This window comes from Burkholderia pseudomultivorans, from assembly GCF_902499075.1.
GTDB lineage: Bacteria > Pseudomonadota > Gammaproteobacteria > Burkholderiales > Burkholderiaceae > Burkholderia > Burkholderia pseudomultivorans.
The window spans coordinates 12,917-29,767 of record NZ_CABVPP010000048.1 but is presented as its reverse complement, the minus strand read 5'-3'; the positions used below and the strand labels follow the sequence as shown (position 1 = coordinate 29,767).

Here is a 16,851-nt window from a genome sequence, read left to right as displayed (position 1 = left end):
CGCCTCACACCTCGATCAGGATGCGGCCGTCTTCGATCTTCGCGCGATAGGTGCGCAGCTTCTCGCACGCGGGCGCCGACAGCGGCCGGCCGTCGCGCACGTCGAAACGCCCGTTGTGCTTCGGGCATTCGATCACGTGATCGATCACAAGCCCGTCCGCGAGATGCACGTTTTCATGCGTGCACAGGCCGTCGCTCGCAAATACCTCGCCGTCGATCCGGTAGATCGCGTAGGTGCGGCCGGCATGGTCGAAGCGCGCGACATCCTCGTCGTCGATGTCGTCCAGCGCGACGGTGTCGATCCATTGCGTCATGATGCTCGTCTCCTGGCTAGTCGGTATGGTTCCGGTCATGCGCGCGCGGCGTCCGGCACGGGCCGCACCACGTGATGCGACGGGTCGCGCGTCTGCCGGATCAGCGCCGGCACGATTTCCGCGTAGGCGGCCAGCGTGCCCGGGTACGGCGGCGGCATGTCGGCCTTCACCGCGTCGTGCAGCTTCGGCAGCGCATGGAACGGCACCATCGGGAACATGTGGTGCTCGACGTGATAGTTCATGTTCCAGTACAGGAAGCGGAACACCGGATTCATCAGCACGGTGCGGCAGTTGCGCCGGTGGTCGAGCACGTTCTCGGGCATGCCCGCGTGCTGCGTCAGGCCGAAATACAGGTACAGCCACGCGCCGTACAGGCTCGGCAGGCCGATATAGAGCAGCGGCAGCATCGTGCGCCAGTACAGCGACGCCGCGATCACGGCCGCGTAGATCGCGAGATGGAGGCGCGCTTCGCGCACGACCTTCGACCATTCCGACTCGGGGACGTAGGTCCGCTCCTCGTCGTCGAGCCGGCCGGCGAACGCGATCGTGATCATCCGGCGCAACTCGCCGGCCACGTGTTTCAGCGCGACCACGTTCAGCGCGAGCCCGAGCCAGTCGGTCGGCTTCGGCGCCGCGATTTCCGGATCGCGGCCGACCACCAGTGTGTCGGTGTGATGGCGAGCATGGCTCCAGCGCCACACCGTCGCGCGGCGAAACACCTGGAACGACGCGACCTGGTACAGCACGTCGTTCATCCAGCGCGTGCGAAACGCGGTGCCGTGCCCGCATTCGTGCCAGCGCGAATCGGCCGGGCTGCAGTAAAGCGTGCCGTACACGAAGAAGGCGGGGATCGCCCATGCCGAATGCGCGCGCCAGGCAAGCCATGCAAGCGCGCCGCTGATCAGGATCGCCGCGTACCAGACCAGCGTGTCGCGAATCGCACGCGCATCGTCGCGCTGCATCAGCTGCTTCATCACCGGCCGCGGCACCGCGCATCGGTACCAGTCGGCGTTAACGAGCCCCGCCGCACGCGCGCGCTCGCCGGCGCCGCCGATCATTCGGTATTCCTGACGGCGCGCCGATGCCGTTCGATCGCGCAGCTGTTCGTCGGTATGGGCCACTCGTGTCTCCTGGTTCCTTGTGCATCGGAAGCGCGCAGCGCGCTTCGGCGTGAAAGCAAAATTAGGCGACGGGCCCGGCCGGCTCAACGGAAACATTGACGAAATTTCGCCATCGCTCTAGCGTACCGAACGACACGCCACGCACACGATGGCGCATACCAGGCAGGAGACGAAACCATGGCAGGCGAATCCGGGCCGCGCTGGCGCAAGCGCACCGCGCGCTTCGACGAGATCGCGGCGCTCGCGGGCGTCAGCACGACCACCGTCGACCGCGTGCTGAACGAGCGCGGCAGCGTGTCCGCGCAGGCGCGCGAGCGCGTGGTCGCCGCGGCGCGGCAGCTCGGCGTGCCGCGGCAGCTGCCCGACACGCGCCACGGGCTGCTCCACGTCGACGTGCTGCTTCCCGACACCGATGCGCCGTTCTTCCGGCGCCTGCAGCAGGCGCTGCAGCGCTCGCTGCAGATGCTCGACCGGCGCGTGGTCGTGCACCGGACGATCCTGCCCGCCGCGGACGACGAACGCGCCGCCGCGCTGATCGAGCGCCCTGCCTACCGGCGCGCGGCGCTGATCGTCACCGCGCGCGACACCGCCCGCGTGCGCGACGCACTGGCCGGCGCGATTGCGCGCGGCGAGACCGTCGTCACGATGGTCACCGATATCGCCGATATCGCGCGCGTGCACTACGCGGGCATCGACAACTACCGCGCCGGGCGCACCGCCGGCTACTACGTCGGCCGGCTCGCGAAGCGCCCCGGCCGCGTGCTGCTGCTGGGCGGACGCATGGGATACCGCGCGCACGCCGACCGGATGGCCGGCTGCATCGACCAGCTGAGCGACGCGTTCGCCGAGCTGGTCTGCGACGGCGAGCCGGTCGAGACACTCGACCAGGACGACCGCTGCTACCGCGCGGTAACGAAGGCGCTGCAGGCCCACGACGACGTGGTCGGCATCTACAACAGCGGCGCGGGCTCGGCCGGCATCGAGGCGGCGCTGCGCAAGGCCGGCGCGGCCGGTCGCGTGGTCTGGATCGGCCACGAGATGATCGACCTGCACCGCGCCTACATCGAGGCCGGCTCGATGGACATCGCGATCGACCAGGACCCGGACGGACAGGCGATCTCCGCACTGCAGCACGTGCTGCATGCGTGCGGCATCGTCGAACAGCCGCCGCCGGCCGATCCGGTCGAGTTTCGCGTGTTCTGCTCGGCGAACGTGCGCACCAGCGCGTACCTGCAGGCCTGACGGCGGCCCGGCGGCCGTCAGGCCGCGCGTCGCGAAAAAATCGACCGCCTCGTTGGCGATTTTTCGTCAACGTTGGTCATGCGCGCCGCGCGCCGCGTCCGTACAGTTGGCAGCCATCCACTACCACGACGGACGGGAGACGATGGCTGAACCGATACGCGTCGGCGTTAACTTCGACGGTGTGCTCGAACACGACGGCCTGCCGACGCCGTCGCCGGCCGAGCGCTTCCGGATGATCGCCGGCGCCGGCGTGTTCGACTATGTCGAAAAGAATCCGGTGCGCGGCGAGGACCTGTCGCCGTATTTCGACCTGGTCCAGCGCCATGCGCTGCCGATCCGCGTGATCGGCGGCATCTGGCACTCGGGCCGCGACGAGGCGCACGTGGCCGAGATCATCGACGCCGGCGCGCGGTTCGGCAGCACGGTCCTCAACTGCCAGCTCCACGCGCGCCATGCGGACGGCCATCCGCTGTCGGACCGCGAAGTCGCCGATTTCTACCTGCGCGCCTACGAGCGCGGCGAGCCGGCCGGCTGCCTGCCGAGCCTCGAAGTGCACGTCGACATGTGGAGCGAGGATTTCACGCGCGTCGCCCGCGTCGCGCGGCATGTCGAGCAGGCCGGCGCGCCGTTCCGGATCACGCTCGATCATTCGCACCTGCTGTTCAAGATCGGCAATCGCGCCGAGCTCGACGCGTCGGGCATACGCGCGCAGGTCGAAAGCGGTCGCGTCGTGCTCGACCCTGCATCGCCGTCCGCCGTCTACGCCGACTGGATCGCGCGCGGCTGGGTCCGGCATGCGCACGCGCGCAGCGTGATGCCCGGCAATCCGGACAACCGCTGGATGCGCCGTGCGGACGGCAGGCCCGGCCGCGGCATCCAGTATCCGTTCGTCGCGCCCGCGCCGGGCACGTATCACGGCGCCTGGCGCGCCGCGTCGCTCGACACGTGGAAGCTCGCGCTGCGCCGGCTGCTGCACTGGCAGGTTCACGCGCGGCCGGTGCAGCTCGAACAGATCAGCTGCGAGTTCATCCCGTTTCCCGACTACGGCGGCGGCGCCCGCTATTCGATCTTCGACAACAACGTCGCGTGCGCGCAGTGGCTGCGCGACACGTGGCAAGCCCTCGCCGCAGCGCCGGCCGATACTGCGGCCCTCACCTGATTCGAATCCGCCCCACCCAAGGACCCCACGATGACGCAAGCCTTTCACTTCTCGCTGAACCGGATGAGCGCACAGCGCCTGCCGCTCGATCGATACGTCGCATTGTGCCGGCGCCTCGGCGTCGACACGATCGAGATCCGCAACGATCTCGACGGTGTCGAGATCGCCGACGGCACGCCGGCCGCCGCGGTACGCGCGACGGTCGAAGCCGCCGGCGCGACGATCCTGACGATCAACGCGCTGCAGCGCTTCGAACAATGGAACGCTGAGCGCGCGGACGAAGCGACCGTGCTGGCCGACTACGCGGCGCAGTGCGGCGCGCGGGCGCTGGTTCTGTGCCCGACCAACAGCCGCAGCGACGCGCGCGGCCCGGACGCGCGCCATGCGGATCTCGTCGTCGCGCTGAAGTCGCTCAAGCCGATTCTCGAGAAGCGCGGGCTGCTCGGTTTCATCGAGCCGCTCGGCTTCGAGGAATGCGCGCTGCGCCGCAAGTCGGACGCGGTGAAAGGCATCTACGACGCGGCCGGCGAACAGGTGTTCCGGCTCGTGCACGACACGTTCCACCACCACCTGTCCGGTGAGGACATCTTCTTCCCGAACCTGACGGGGCTCGTGCACATCTCGGGGGTCGAGGAACGCGACCTGCCGGTCGAGCGGATGCGCGACGGCCACCGTGTGCTGGTCGGCGACGCCGACCGGCTCGGCAACATCCAGCAATTGCGCGAGCTGCTCGCGCGCGGCTATCGCGGCGCGTTCTCGTTCGAGCCGTTCGCGAGCGAAATCGCGGAAGCCGACGACATCGAGGCGCGGCTGCGGGCCAGCATCGACTACGTGCGCGCCCAGCTGGCCAGCTATTGAGCATCACCCGGCGCGAACCGGCCTGCACGGCCGGTCCGCACGCCGGCCAGGGCCGCGACGGCGGCCGCCGCCGCGCCCGTGCACGACGACGGCGCGACAGGCAAATCCACAACAAAACGACGCAAGGTCTGGAGACGACATGAAACGCAACGCGCTGGCCGGAATCAGCTGTTCAGGAATCCTCTGTTGCTCGGGCGCGCTCGCGCAGGGCACGGTAACGCTGTACGGCGTCGCCGATGCGGGCCTCGACTATGTGAGCCAGGTGCAGACCGGCAACGGCGGCACTGCGTCGCGCCTGCGCGCGCAAAGCAGCGACTGGGGCGCCAGCCGCTTCGGGCTGCTCGGCCGCGAGGACATCGGCGGCGGCAGCGAGGTGATCTTCAACCTCGAATCGGGCACCAACCTGATGGCCGGCACCGCTGGCGAAAGCAACGGCCGCCTGTTCAGCCGCAAGGCGCTGGTGGGCGTGCGCAGCGATCGCGCCGGCACGCTGACGTTCGGCCGCAACCTGTTCATCGCGAACGATCAGTGGGACATGGACCCGCTGCTGCAGCAGGCGTATTCGGCGACCGCGCTGGTCCGCAGCCGCAACGTGCCGATCACCAGCAATAACCTCGAATACCGGTCGCCGTCATGGCACGGCTTCAGCCTGCACGCGCAATACGCGCTCGGCAACCAGGCCGGCAGCTTCAACCTCGGCGCGGCGAACGAGTACGGCCGCAGCGACGGGATCCAGCTCACATACCGGAACGATTTCGTGATGCTGCGCGCGATGTACGACGAACTGCGCGACGCGAACGGACGCATGAGCAACGTGTTCACCAGCTCGCGCGAATTCTTCGCGGGCGCGAACCTCTACTGGCGCGCGCTGACGCTGCAGGCCGCGTACACGCACCTGAACGCGCCCGACACGCCCGCCGGCCTCGCGCGCAGCGCCGACCACTACTGGGCCGGCGCGCAATACCGCGCGACGCCCGCGCTCACGTTCGGCGGCGCCGTCTATCACGTGCGCGTGGGTTCGGGCGCCGGCGACGCGACGCACGATCCGTCCGGCCACGCGACCATGCTCGCGCTCGGCGCCGCATACAGCCTGTCGAAGCGCACGCTGCTCTACGCGACCGTCGCGCACGTGCGCAACGCGAGCGGCTCGAATTTCTCGGTCGCGAACAACAACCCCGGAACGGACAACGACAACCTCGCCAATCCGCTGCCGGGCCGCTCGCAGACCGGCGCGAACCTCGGCATCAACCATTCGTTCTGACGGTCCGGCCGGGAGCGCGGCCGGCACGCGCCGCGCCCCGACCGGAATACAGCTCAATCAACAGGAGAACAGCATGATCGAATTCGCCTTGTTCGGCGCGGGAAGAATCGGCAGGATCCACGCGGCGCATCTCGCTCGCCATCCGGGCGCGAAGCTTCGATACGTGGTCGACCGGCACGCGCCGTCGGCCGAAGCGCTCGCGCACACGCACGACGCGCGCACCGCCGATATCGAGCACGCGCTCGGCGATCCGGCCATAAACGCGGTCGTGATCGCATCGAGTACCGACACGCATGCGGACCTGATCGTCGCGGCGGCGAACGCCGGCAAGGCGGTGTTCTGCGAGAAGCCGGTCGACCTGACGGTCGCGCGTTCGCGCGAATGCGCGGAGCGCGTGCGACACGCCGGCGTGACCTGCATGATCGGCTTCCAGCGCCGCTTCGACCCGACCTTCGCCGCGCTGAAGGCGCGCGTCGCGCGTGGCGAGATCGGCGAGCCGGAAATGCTGATCGTCACGAGCCGCGACCCCGGCGCGCCGCCGGTCGACTACCTCCGCAGCTCGGGCGGCATCTTCAAGGACATGCTGATCCACGACTTCGACGTGTTCCGCTGGATCCTCGGCGACGAAGCGCAGACGCTGCACGCGACCGGCAGCTGCCTGACCGACCCGGCCGTGCGCGAAGCAGGCGACCTCGATTCGACCGCCGTCACGATCCGCACGCGGCGCGGCCTGCTGTGCCAGATCAACACGTCGCGGCGCGCCGCCTACGGCTACGACCAGCGCTTCGAACTGCTCGGCAGCGGCGGGATGCTGCAGGCCGGCAACGTGCGGCCGACCGAGGTGCGCGCGTGGTCGGCGCACGGCGTCGCGACCGACGTGCCCGAGCCGTTCTTCCTCGAACGCTACCGGCACGCATACGCGGCCGAGATCGCCCACTTCGTCGACGCGCTGCGCGACGGCACGCCGGTCAGGACGACGATCGACGACGGGCTCGCCGCGCTCGAACTGGCCGAGGCCGCGATGACGTCGTGGCGCACCGGGCGCGTCGTCGAGCTGTAGGCGCCGCGGCGGCGGCCCGCGCCAGCGCGCTGCCGCCGCCCGATCGGGCGCCGCCGCGCGCCACGCAGCGCGCGAGCGCGACGGCTCGCGAAGCCCGCACGAAAGCACGTATCATGGCGGCATGATCGGCGTCGCCGACGCCCCGCCTTTTCATCATCATGCTCGATCACCTCATCTGCGACTGCGACGGCGTGCTCGTCGACAGCGAAGTCATCGCCGACCGCGTGCTGCTCGACACGCTGTCCGCCGCGTTTCCCCACGTCGATTTCGAAGCCGCCGCGAAGACGGCGTTCGGCCAGCAGACGTCCCGCTTCCTCGCGGGGCTCGAAGCGCGCTTCGCGATCACGATGCCCGACAATTTCATCGAGACCATCGAGCACAACATCGAGATCGGTCTCGCGCAGTCGCTCGCGCCGATCACCGGCGTGCGCGATGCGCTGCTGAAGGTCGGCCTGCCGGCCGCGGTCGTGTCGAACAGCCGGCTCGTGCGCGTGCGCAACTCGCTGAAGCGCGCGTCGCTCACCGAGATCTTCGGCGACCGCGTGTTCAGCTCCGAGCAGGTCGCGCGGCCGAAACCCTACCCCGACGTCTACCTGCACGCCGCGCACACGCTCGGCGTCGCGCCCGAGCGCTGCCTCGTCGTCGAGGACAGCGTGTCGGGCCTGAACGCCGCGCGCGCGGCCGGCATGAAGACGATCGCGTTCGTCGGCGCGAGCCACATCCCCGACAACTACGCGGACGCGCTGCGCGCGATGGGCATCACGCGCATCATGCGCAACATGGACGAACTGCCGTCGCTCGTCGAAGCCGGCATGCGCGGCGAATTCGGCGAAGTGCAGTCCTGACGGCCGCTCGGGCCCGTGGCGATGCAGCGGCAGGCCGCGCCCACTTCGTCGCCGCTCAGGCCGGCTCGCAGCAGCGCTCGCGCGCGACGGCCAGCGCCTCGCGGAATTCGACGAGTTCCGCGATCGTCAGCATCGGCAGGCCGTGCTGCCGCGCGAAACGCTCGACGTCGTCGCCGCGCGTCATCGTGCCGTCCGGATTCATCAGCTCGCACAGCACGCCGGCCGGCTTCAGGCCCGCGAGGATCGTCAGGTCGACCGTGCCCTCGGTATGACCGCGCCGCGCGAGCACGCCGCCCGGCTGCGCGCGCAGCGGGAACACGTGGCCGGGCCGCACGATGTCGTGCGGCTTCGCGCCGTCGGCGATCGCGGCGCGGATCGTCGTCACGCGATCGGCCGCCGACACGCCCGTATGCACGCCTTCGCGCGCCTCGATAGACACGGTGAACGCGGTGCCGTTGCGGCTCTCGTTGGTCTGCACCATCGGCGGCAGTTCGAGTGCGCGCACCCGTTCGTCGGTCAGGCACAGGCACACGATGCCGCTGCACTCGCGAATCAGCAGCGCCATCGTCTCGGGCGTGATCCGCTCGGCGGCGACGATCAGGTCGGCCTCGTTTTCGCGGTCGTGGTCGTCCTGCAACACGACCGCACGGCCCGCGCGCAACGCGTCGAGCGCGGCCGCGATGCGCGGCGGCACCGGTTCGGAGTCGAGCAGCGGGAGATCGGCAAAGGCGTCGGCGGGCGCCGACGAAACGGACATCAAGGACATGTGAAACGCTCCTCGCAAAGACGATATGGGCGAAAAACGTTTCAGGGCATTGCAAACAGACAGAACGACAACCCGCTTCGCACGCAGCGCGAAGCGGCCCTGACGGACATGACTATCTGCACATCTTCTCTCATCCGGACTGTGACCGTCGGCTCTGGCATTCGACCAGATCTGCTGACCCCGCGCGGATGCGCGGGCGCTCGCGGGCTCGCCGGCTTACGCCAGCCTACCGCCGGTGGGGAATTTCGCCCCGCCCTGAAGACGCACTGATCGCCGGCCGCACCGTTCTCGGTAAAAACGGCTGCAGGCCGGCGGGGCCAAGCATACAACAGCCGCGCGCGACGCGCAGCGAACTCCATCCAAAACCCTACCGACGACGCCGTCTAACGGCATCGTCCGAACTGCCGATGGCCGTCAGACGGCCGCCTGCGCGGCGTCGGGCACGAGCCAGCGCGGCGGCACCTCGGGGCTCACCGTCACGCGAAACGCGCGCGCCTCGCTGTCGCCCGGGTTGCGCAGGCTGTACGGCTGATCGGCGTCGAACACGATCGCGTCGCCGGTCGCGAGCAGCTGGCGACGGTCGTGCACGCTCACTTCCAGCGTGCCCTCGCTGACGACCAGGTTGATCGTCGTGCCGGGCGCGCGGCGCGCGCCGGGCTCGGTATGCAGCGGCGCGATCCGCAGTTCGTGGAATTCGGCCGCGGCCGGCTCGCCTTCCGGGTAGAGCGCGCGCGCCGAAAAGCGGCCGTTCGAGCTGACGACGCGCGACGCGCGCTCGGCCGCCAGATGCTCGAAGCCGTTCACGGCGTGGCGCCGCAGGAACGCGGCGACCGACACTTTGAGCGCCGCGGCGATCTTGCACAGCACCTTGATCGACGGCACGCTGCGCGCCGATTCGATCTGCGCGAGCATCGCGCGCGACACGCCGGACAGCCGCGCCAGCGCGTCGAGCGACAGCTGCCGCTCTGCGCGCAGCCGCGCGAGGTTCACGCCGACGACCTGCTCGAGCAGGTCGAGCGACGCGGACGTGCGGGCCTCGGCCGCCGCGCCGGACTCGAAGGAGGACACATCGCGCACGAGCGCCAGGGGTGAAGACATAGCATTGCCTCCGGGCCGCTGCGCGGCCCTGCGAATGGGGTAAGCCGGGATCGGAATCGGGTTGCGCCACGCACGGCGCGTATCGAGACGCTATCACCCGGCTTCGCGCGGGCAAACGAAGTTATCTTCACACCGTTATCAGCATCGCGGAGGAATGCGTTTCGGCGGCGTCGGTTTGCCTGCGGAATGCAGGCAAATCGCGGCAAGCAAACCGCCCCGCCCCTGCGCGCTTATTGTGCGGCCGGTGCGCAGCCGCGTGCCGCGTCGCGCGCATCGAGCCGCATCGCGAACCACGTGACGACCAGCGCCGCGAACGTCACTGCGACGGCCACCCACGGCAGCGCGTCGAGCGCGAAACCGTGACCGAGCGCGAGCCCGCCGAGCCACGCGCCGGCCGCATTGCCGACGTTGAATGCGCCGATGTTCAGCGTCGACGCGAGATGCGGCGCGCTCGCGGCCTTCTCGACGACGCGCGCCTGCAGCGGCGGCACCGTCGCGAACGCGGCGATCCCCCACACGAACACGGTGACGGCCGCCGCGACCGGCTGATGGCTGGTCTTCGCGAACGCGGCCATCACGGCCATCAGCGCCACGAGGATCGCGATCAGCGACGGCATCAGCGCGCGGTCGGCGAAGCGGCCGCCGAGCGTGTTGCCGATCGTGAGCCCCGCGCCGAACAGCACGAGGATCAGCGCGACCGCGCGCGGCGAGAATCCCGTCACCGTTTCGAGGATCGGCGCGATGTACGTGAATACGACGAACACGCCGCCGAAGCCGAGCACCGTCATCAGCAGCGCGAGCCACACCTGCGGCTCCTTCAGCACGCGCACCTCGCGGCCGAGGCCGGCCGGCCCGCTGTCGTGCCGGTTCGGCAGCAGCACGGCGATCCCCGCGAGCGACAGCACGCCGAGCCCCGCGACGATCCAGAACGGCGCGCGCCAGCCGAGCAGCTGGCCGACGAAGGTGCCGAACGGCACGCCGAGCACGTTCGACAGCGTGAGGCCGGTGAACATCAGCGCGATCGCGCTCGCGCGCTTGTCGGCCGGCACCAGCGACGCAGCGACCACCGCGCCGATCCCGAAGAACGAGCCGTGCGCGAACGACGTGACGACCCGCGCCACCATCAGCATCGCGTAGCCGGGCGCGATCGCGCACAGCACGTTGCCGACGATGAAGATCGCCATCAGCAGCTGCAGCGCGGCCTTGCGCGGCATGCGGCTCGTCAGCACCGCGAGCAGCGGCGCGCCGGCCGCGACGCCGAGCGCGTAGCCGGTGACCAGCAGGCCGGCCGACGGCAGCGACACCGCGAGGTCGCGCGCGACATCGGGCAGCAGCCCCATGACGATGAATTCGGTGGTGCCGATCGCGAACGCGCTGATCGCGAGCGCCAGTAACGGAATGGGCATGACGTTTCTCCGGAAGGCTTGCGGCCCGGGCACTGGCGGATGCCGCGCCGCACAAAAAGCAGGATGTGCGCGCATTGTCGCGAATCCACCTATATTTGATAATTGGCGTGGCATTTGAACCATTTTCAAATTCTTCTGGAAAATCCGATGGATCGACTGGGCGACATCCGGCTGTTCGTCGAAGCCGCCGACCTCGGCAGCCTGTCGGCGGCCGGGCGCAAGCTGAACCTGACGCCGGCCGCCGCGAGCGCGCGCCTCGCGAAGCTCGAGGCGAAGGTCGCGACGCGCCTGTTCGAGCGCTCGACGCGGCAGTTGCGGCTCACCGACGAGGGCCGGCTGTACCTGAACTGCTGCCGGCAGGCGCTGCAGGCGCTCGACGACGCCGACGCGATGTTGCAGGAAGGCCGCAACGTGGTCGGCGGCAAGGTGCGGCTGTCGTCGACGTCCGATTTCGGCCGCAACCAGCTGCTCGACTGGCTCGACGAATTCACGACGCTGCACCCGGACGTCACGTTCTCGCTGACGGCGTCCGACTCGGCGTCGAACCTGTGGCAGGACGAGATCGACCTCGCGATCCGCTTCGCCGCGCCGCCGGACGGCGCGCTGATCGCGCGGCGGCTCGCCGCGAACCGGCGCGTGCTGTGCGCGGCGCCGTCGTACCTCGAACGGCACGGGCAGCCGGCCGACCCGCACGATCTGGCCCGCTTTGCGTGCAACGTGATCACGATCGCGTCGGGGCCGATGAACACGTGGCGCTTCACGCGCGGCGACGAAGTGCAGACCTACACGGTGCCGGTGTCGACCGCGTTCGAGACCAACGACGGCGGCCTCACGCGCGAATGGACGCTGCGCGGACACGGCATCGCGCTGAAATCGCTATGGGACATCGCCGACGACGTGCGCGCCGGCCGCCTGCGCGTGCTGCTGCCCGAATGGCGGCACCAGGACGCGCCGCTGCACGCGATCTACCACAGCAAGCGCTACATGGCGCCGCGCGTACGCGTGCTGCTCGACTTCCTCGCCGAGCGCTTCGCGCGCGAGGAAGCGGCGCTCGAGGATCTGCTGAACGCGTGCCGCTGACGGCCGGCACGTCGTCGCGGCGGGGTCGGAACCTCGCATGCAGCGTCGCGCCGCCGCAACCCGCGCGCCGCTCCGGACGGCGCGAAAAGCTATAATGGAAGGCTTTCCCGACGGCATTTCACGCTCGATGTGCGCTGCCCGCGCCGGTCCGCTGCCTTGCGACCGCGGCATGCGCGCGACGGGCGAACCTCATGCAAGAGCATGAGGCCGTCCCGATTCACCCTTGACGACGCCCCCAGGTCAACCACTGCGAACGGCGAACCCCATGACCAAGAAAGTTTACGTAAAGACCTTCGGCTGCCAGATGAACGAGTACGACTCGGACAAGATGGTGGACGTGCTGAATGCGGCCGAAGGCCTCGAAAAGACCGATACCCCGGAAGACGCGGACATCATCCTGTTCAACACCTGCTCGGTGCGTGAAAAGGCGCAGGAGAAGGTGTTCTCCGACCTCGGCCGCGTGCGCGAGCTGAAGGAGGCGAAGCCGGGCCTGCTGATCGGCGTCGGCGGCTGCGTCGCGAGCCAGGAAGGCGCGTCGATCGTGTCGCGCGCACCTTACGTCGACCTCGTGTTCGGCCCGCAGACGCTGCATCGCCTGCCGCAGATGATCGACGCGCGCCGCGCGAGCGGCCGCGCGCAGGTCGACATCACGTTCCCCGAAATCGAGAAGTTCGACCATCTGCCGCCCGCGCGCGTCGAAGGGCCGAGCGCGTTCGTGTCGATCATGGAAGGCTGCTCGAAGTACTGCAGCTATTGCGTGGTGCCGTACACGCGCGGCGACGAAGTGTCGCGCCCGCTCGACGACGTGCTGACCGAAGTGGCCGGCCTCGCCGACCAAGGCGTGCGCGAAGTCACGCTGCTCGGCCAGAACGTGAACGCCTATCGTGGCGCGCTGACGGCCGGCTCGTCCGAGATTGCCGATTTCGCGACGCTGATCGAATACGTCGCCGACATCCCCGGCATCGAGCGGATCCGCTACACGACGTCGCATCCGAAGGAATTCACGCAGCGCCTGATCGACACCTACGCGAAGGTGCCGAAGCTCGTGAATCACCTGCACCTGCCCGTCCAGCACGGCTCCGACCGCATCCTGATGGCGATGAAGCGCGGCTACACGGTGCTCGAATACAAGTCGGTGATCCGCAAGCTGCGCGCGATCCGCCCGGACCTGTCGCTGTCGACCGACATGATCGTCGGCTTCCCCGGCGAGACCGAGGAAGACTTCGACAAGATGATGGCGCTCGTGCACGACATGAGCTACGACACCAGCTTCTCGTTCATCTACAGCCCGCGCCCCGGCACGCCGGCCGCGAACCTGCACGACGACACGCCGCGCGAGGTCAAGCTCAAACGCCTGCAACATCTGCAGGCGACGATCGAGGAAAACGTCGCGCGCATCAGCCAGTCGATGGTCGGGAAGGTCGAGCGGATCCTCGTCGAGGGCCCGTCGCGCAAGGACCCGAACGAACTCGCGGGCCGCACCGAGAACAACCGGGTCGTGAATTTCCCGGCGCCGCTCGCCTCGCACCCGCGCCTGATCGGCCAGATGATCGACGTGAAGATCAACCATGCGTATCCGCACTCGCTGCGCGGCGAGCTCGTGCTCGTGAGCGACGACGCGAGCGCGGCCACGCACTAGGCTCGGCCCGTGCACGGGGCGCTCGCGCGCACCGTGCCGACCGGCACCCACCACAGGAGCCCGACGCCACTTTGAAGCCGACCCAAGCACTGGAATTCACCGCCCCGCGCGACGACAACGCGCGCCTCGCGAACCTCTGCGGCCCGCTCGACGAAAACCTGCGGCAGATCGAACAGGCGCTCGACGTCACGCTCGCGCGGCGCGGCCACCGGATCACGATTCGCGGGCGCGGCGCCAGGCTCGCGCTCGCCGCGCTCGAGAACTTCTACAACCGCGCGCGCGATCCGCTGTCGGTCGACGACATCCAGCTCGCGCTCGTCGAAGTGCGCCACACGGCCGGCAACGGCCGCCAGGACACGCTCGACGTACGCTTTCGCGGCGACCCCGACCATCCGTTCGACGATCCCGTCGCGCAGCTCGACGACGTCGCCCCCGACGAGGAGCCGGCGCCGAAGCTGTACACGCGCCGCGCCGACCTGCGCGGCCGCACGCCCGCGCAGCGCGAATACCTGAAGCAGATCCTGTCGCACGACGTGACGTTCGGCATCGGGCCGGCCGGCACCGGCAAGACCTATCTCGCGGTCGCCTGCGCGGTCGACGCGCTCGAACGCGACCAGGTCAAGCGGATCGTGCTGACGCGCCCGGCCGTCGAGGCCGGCGAGCGGCTCGGCTTCCTGCCGGGCGATCTCGCGCAGAAGGTCGACCCGTACCTGCGCCCGCTGTACGACGCGCTGTACGACCTGCTCGGCTTCGACAAGACCGCGAAGATGTTCGAGCGGCAGATGATCGAGATCGCGCCGCTCGCGTACATGCGCGGCCGCACGCTGAACCACGCGTTCATCATCCTCGACGAGGCGCAGAACACGACGCCCGAGCAGATGAAGATGTTCCTGACGCGGATCGGCTTCGGCTCGAAGGCCGTCGTCACCGGCGACACGAGCCAGGTCGACCTGCCGCGCGGCCACAAGAGCGGCCTCGTCGAAGCGCAGCAGGTGCTCGGCGGCGTGCGCGGCATCGCGCTCACGCGCTTCACGAGCGCGGACGTGGTGCGCCATCCGCTCGTCGCGCGCATCGTCGAGGCGTACGACGAGTTCCACGCGCAGCACCAGGACGCGTAACGCCAGCGGCGACGCCCGCGCGCGTCGCACCGTCACCGGCACCGGCCCGGCCCGCCCGATGGCGCGCCGGGCTTTTTTGCGCCTGCGCGCGGCCGGTTCGAAATCGGGCGCGATCGGCCGTTTGGTGTATCCTCAACGCGTTCCAATCGCCGCACGCGTCATGAAATCCTCCCGTTCTCGCAAGTCGGAGCGCGCCAAGCCCGCCGCGTCCGAATCTCCCCGTCTTTCGCTGTTCGACGCGAAGGGCAAGGTCCGGACCGTCAATGCGCAGGGCCTGCGGATCGACTTTCCGGACGGCCGCAGCCTGATGTTCGACCTGTCGGGCAGCTCGGGCGACGCGGCTGTCGCGATCGTCGCGCAACACAACGATCCGGCGATGCGCGCGAAGCTCGCGCTGCAGCCCGAGCACTACGACAGCGTGACGCTGCACGTGGGCGCCGAGCCCGCGCCGCAGGAAGGCGAGGAAGAAGGCGCGCTGCGCGAGCTCGAACTCGACCTGTCCGTGCAGTACGGCGACGAAATCACCGGCGAAGTCCGCAAGACGCTGCCCAAGCGCAAGCTGATCGCCGAATGGCTCGAGCCGGCGCTGTTCGCCAGCGCGCAACTGACCGTGCGCTTCGTCGGCGAGGAGGAAGGCCGGACGCTGAACGCCGGCTATCGCCACAAGGACTATCCGACCAACGTGCTGACCTTCGCCTACGACGCGGCGCCCGACGGCACCGTGATCGGCGACCTCGTGCTGTGCTGCCCGGTGGTCGAGAAGGAAGCGCGCGAACAGGACAAGCCGCTTGCGGCCCACTACGCGCACCTGCTGGTGCACGGCGCACTGCACGCGCAGGGCTACGACCACGAGACGAGCGACGAGGACGCCGCGGAAATGGAAGCGCTCGAAGTCGACATCCTCGCGAAACTGGGCTTCCCGAACCCGTACCGCTAAGCCGGTCGAACGATGCACAACGCCGCGATGCTGCCGCCCGCCTACCCGCCGTCGATTGGCGAAGGTCGCCTGCTGACGGAAGACGAGCTCGCGGCGTCGCTCGCGCACACGATGCGCGACTGGGACGGCCGGCAGGATCTGTGGTTGTTCGGCTATGGGTCGCTGATCTGGAACCCGGGCCTGCCGACCGTCGCCGCCGTGCGCGGCAAGGTGCACGGCTACCATCGCGGGCTCTACCTGTGGTCGCGCGTGAACCGCGGCACGCCGGAGCGTCCGGGCCTCGTGCTCGCGCTCGACCGCGGCGGCTCGTGCGCGGGCATCGCGTTCCGGCTGGCCGGCCCGAGCGCGCAGCCGCACCTCGAAACGCTGTGGAAACGCGAAATGCCGATGGGCTCGTACCGGCCCGCGTGGCTGCCGTGCACGCTCGAGACCGGCGAACGCGTGAACGCGCTCGCATTCGTGATGCGCCGCGACGTGCCGACCTATACGGGCAAGCTGCCCGATCCGGTCGTCAAGGAAGTGTTCAGCTGCGCGGCCGGCCGCTACGGCACGACGCTCGACTACGTCAGCCGCACGGTCGATGCGCTGCGCGCGAGCGGCATCCCCGACCGCGCGCTCGAAGCGCTGCTCGCGCGATGCCGGTGACGCGTCCGGCGCGGCCGCACGCCGGTTCGCATCGCGCGAACCCGGGATTCGCCTCCGATGAAGGACATCCGCCGATGAAATCGTCACGCTGGTCGCGCGGCAGGCTCGCCGCGCTGGTCGCCGCCGCGAGCGTCATGCTGTCCGGCTGCGGGATCTTCGGCTGCGGCGGCGCCGCGACCAACGGCGCGGCCGCCGGCGGTTGCTCGGCCGGCATGCGGTTCTGAGCGGCGGGGCGCCCGCGCCGCCGGTGCGACCCCATTTCGCTGACGCCGACCGTCCGGCCGGTCGCCGGTCCGCCCGCTA

The 16,851-nt window shown here is 69.5% G+C and carries 17 protein-coding genes and 1 riboswitch; of the genes, 12 read left to right on the top strand and 5 right to left on the bottom strand.

Annotated features, from left to right (window positions below; genetic code table 11):
• Positions 1-4: 4 nt before the first annotated feature.
• Both BST28156_RS25505 and BST28156_RS25500 read right to left on the bottom strand, forming a co-directional pair.
• The gene (locus BST28156_RS25505; protein WP_009688538.1) at positions 5-313 is read right to left on the bottom strand and encodes a non-heme iron oxygenase ferredoxin subunit; all 309 of its coding nucleotides are present in this window, start codon (positions 311-313) and stop codon (positions 5-7) included.
• 35 nt (positions 314-348) lie between these two features.
• Positions 349-1,371 carry a fatty acid desaturase family protein gene (locus BST28156_RS25500; protein ID WP_437341303.1) on the bottom strand — a complete coding sequence of 341 codons (1,023 nt, stop codon included), beginning with the start codon at positions 1,369-1,371 and terminating at the stop codon, positions 349-351.
• Positions 1,372-1,611: 240 nt separating this feature from the next.
• Between BST28156_RS25500 and BST28156_RS25495 the strand changes: the two genes are divergently transcribed.
• The 6 genes from BST28156_RS25495 to BST28156_RS25470 all read left to right on the top strand — a co-directional run bounded on the left by BST28156_RS25495 (position 1,612) and on the right by BST28156_RS25470 (position 7,859).
• Positions 1,612-2,676, top strand: coding sequence for a LacI family DNA-binding transcriptional regulator (locus BST28156_RS25495; RefSeq protein ID WP_174903667.1), 1,065 nt, complete (start codon positions 1,612-1,614; stop codon positions 2,674-2,676).
• 142 nt (positions 2,677-2,818) lie between these two features.
• Positions 2,819-3,835: a xylose isomerase gene (locus BST28156_RS25490; protein WP_174903666.1), complete on the top strand. Its 1,017-nt coding sequence runs from the start codon at positions 2,819-2,821 to the stop codon at positions 3,833-3,835.
• Between the two features lie 30 nt (positions 3,836-3,865).
• On the top strand, positions 3,866-4,693 hold the full coding sequence (locus tag BST28156_RS25485; protein ID WP_174903665.1) for a TIM barrel protein: 828 nt from the start codon (positions 3,866-3,868) through the stop codon (positions 4,691-4,693).
• Between the two features lie 139 nt (positions 4,694-4,832).
• On the top strand, positions 4,833-5,954 hold the full coding sequence (locus tag BST28156_RS25480; RefSeq protein WP_174903664.1) for a porin: 1,122 nt from the start codon (positions 4,833-4,835) through the stop codon (positions 5,952-5,954).
• A gap of 73 nt (positions 5,955-6,027) precedes the next feature.
• Positions 6,028-7,014 carry an inositol 2-dehydrogenase gene (gene iolG / locus BST28156_RS25475; protein ID WP_174903663.1) on the top strand — a complete coding sequence of 329 codons (987 nt, stop codon included), beginning with the start codon at positions 6,028-6,030 and terminating at the stop codon, positions 7,012-7,014.
• Positions 7,015-7,172: 158 nt separating this feature from the next.
• Positions 7,173-7,859, top strand: coding sequence for an HAD family hydrolase (locus BST28156_RS25470; RefSeq protein ID WP_060240741.1), 687 nt, complete (start codon positions 7,173-7,175; stop codon positions 7,857-7,859).
• A gap of 55 nt (positions 7,860-7,914) precedes the next feature.
• On the opposite strand, the gene ribB is transcribed toward BST28156_RS25470, so the two are convergent.
• The 3 genes from ribB to BST28156_RS25455 all read right to left on the bottom strand — a co-directional run bounded on the left by ribB (position 7,915) and on the right by BST28156_RS25455 (position 11,129).
• On the bottom strand, positions 7,915-8,625 hold the full coding sequence (gene ribB / locus BST28156_RS25465; RefSeq protein WP_174903662.1) for a 3,4-dihydroxy-2-butanone-4-phosphate synthase: 711 nt from the start codon (positions 8,623-8,625) through the stop codon (positions 7,915-7,917).
• Between the two features lie 118 nt (positions 8,626-8,743).
• Positions 8,744-8,892: riboswitch (FMN riboswitch) on the bottom strand.
• Between the two features lie 147 nt (positions 8,893-9,039).
• Positions 9,040-9,723: a helix-turn-helix domain-containing protein gene (locus tag BST28156_RS25460; RefSeq protein ID WP_060240740.1), complete on the bottom strand. Its 684-nt coding sequence runs from the start codon at positions 9,721-9,723 to the stop codon at positions 9,040-9,042.
• A gap of 230 nt (positions 9,724-9,953) precedes the next feature.
• Positions 9,954-11,129: an MFS transporter gene (locus tag BST28156_RS25455; protein ID WP_174903661.1), complete on the bottom strand. Its 1,176-nt coding sequence runs from the start codon at positions 11,127-11,129 to the stop codon at positions 9,954-9,956.
• 147 nt (positions 11,130-11,276) lie between these two features.
• Between BST28156_RS25455 and BST28156_RS25450 the strand changes: the two genes are divergently transcribed.
• The 6 genes from BST28156_RS25450 (at position 11,277) to BST28156_RS25425 (ending at position 16,772) form a co-directional block, all read left to right on the top strand.
• Positions 11,277-12,209, top strand: coding sequence for a LysR family transcriptional regulator (locus BST28156_RS25450; RefSeq protein WP_059513389.1), 933 nt, complete (start codon positions 11,277-11,279; stop codon positions 12,207-12,209).
• A gap of 265 nt (positions 12,210-12,474) precedes the next feature.
• Positions 12,475-13,848: a tRNA (N6-isopentenyl adenosine(37)-C2)-methylthiotransferase MiaB gene (gene miaB / locus BST28156_RS25445; RefSeq protein WP_009690874.1), complete on the top strand. Its 1,374-nt coding sequence runs from the start codon at positions 12,475-12,477 to the stop codon at positions 13,846-13,848.
• Between the two features lie 71 nt (positions 13,849-13,919).
• Positions 13,920-14,966 (top strand): PhoH family protein, encoded by a 1,047-nt coding sequence (locus BST28156_RS25440; protein WP_040128130.1) that lies wholly within the window; start codon positions 13,920-13,922, stop codon positions 14,964-14,966.
• 160 nt (positions 14,967-15,126) lie between these two features.
• Positions 15,127-15,903: an rRNA maturation RNase YbeY gene (gene ybeY / locus BST28156_RS25435; protein ID WP_174903660.1), complete on the top strand. Its 777-nt coding sequence runs from the start codon at positions 15,127-15,129 to the stop codon at positions 15,901-15,903.
• Positions 15,904-15,915: 12 nt separating this feature from the next.
• Positions 15,916-16,548, top strand: coding sequence for a gamma-glutamylcyclotransferase (locus tag BST28156_RS25430; RefSeq protein ID WP_060240735.1), 633 nt, complete (start codon positions 15,916-15,918; stop codon positions 16,546-16,548).
• Positions 16,549-16,622: 74 nt separating this feature from the next.
• Positions 16,623-16,772, top strand: a complete 150-nt coding sequence (locus BST28156_RS25425) for a hypothetical protein (RefSeq protein ID WP_167361747.1) — start codon at positions 16,623-16,625, stop codon at positions 16,770-16,772.
• The last annotated feature ends 79 nt before the right edge of the window (positions 16,773-16,851 follow it).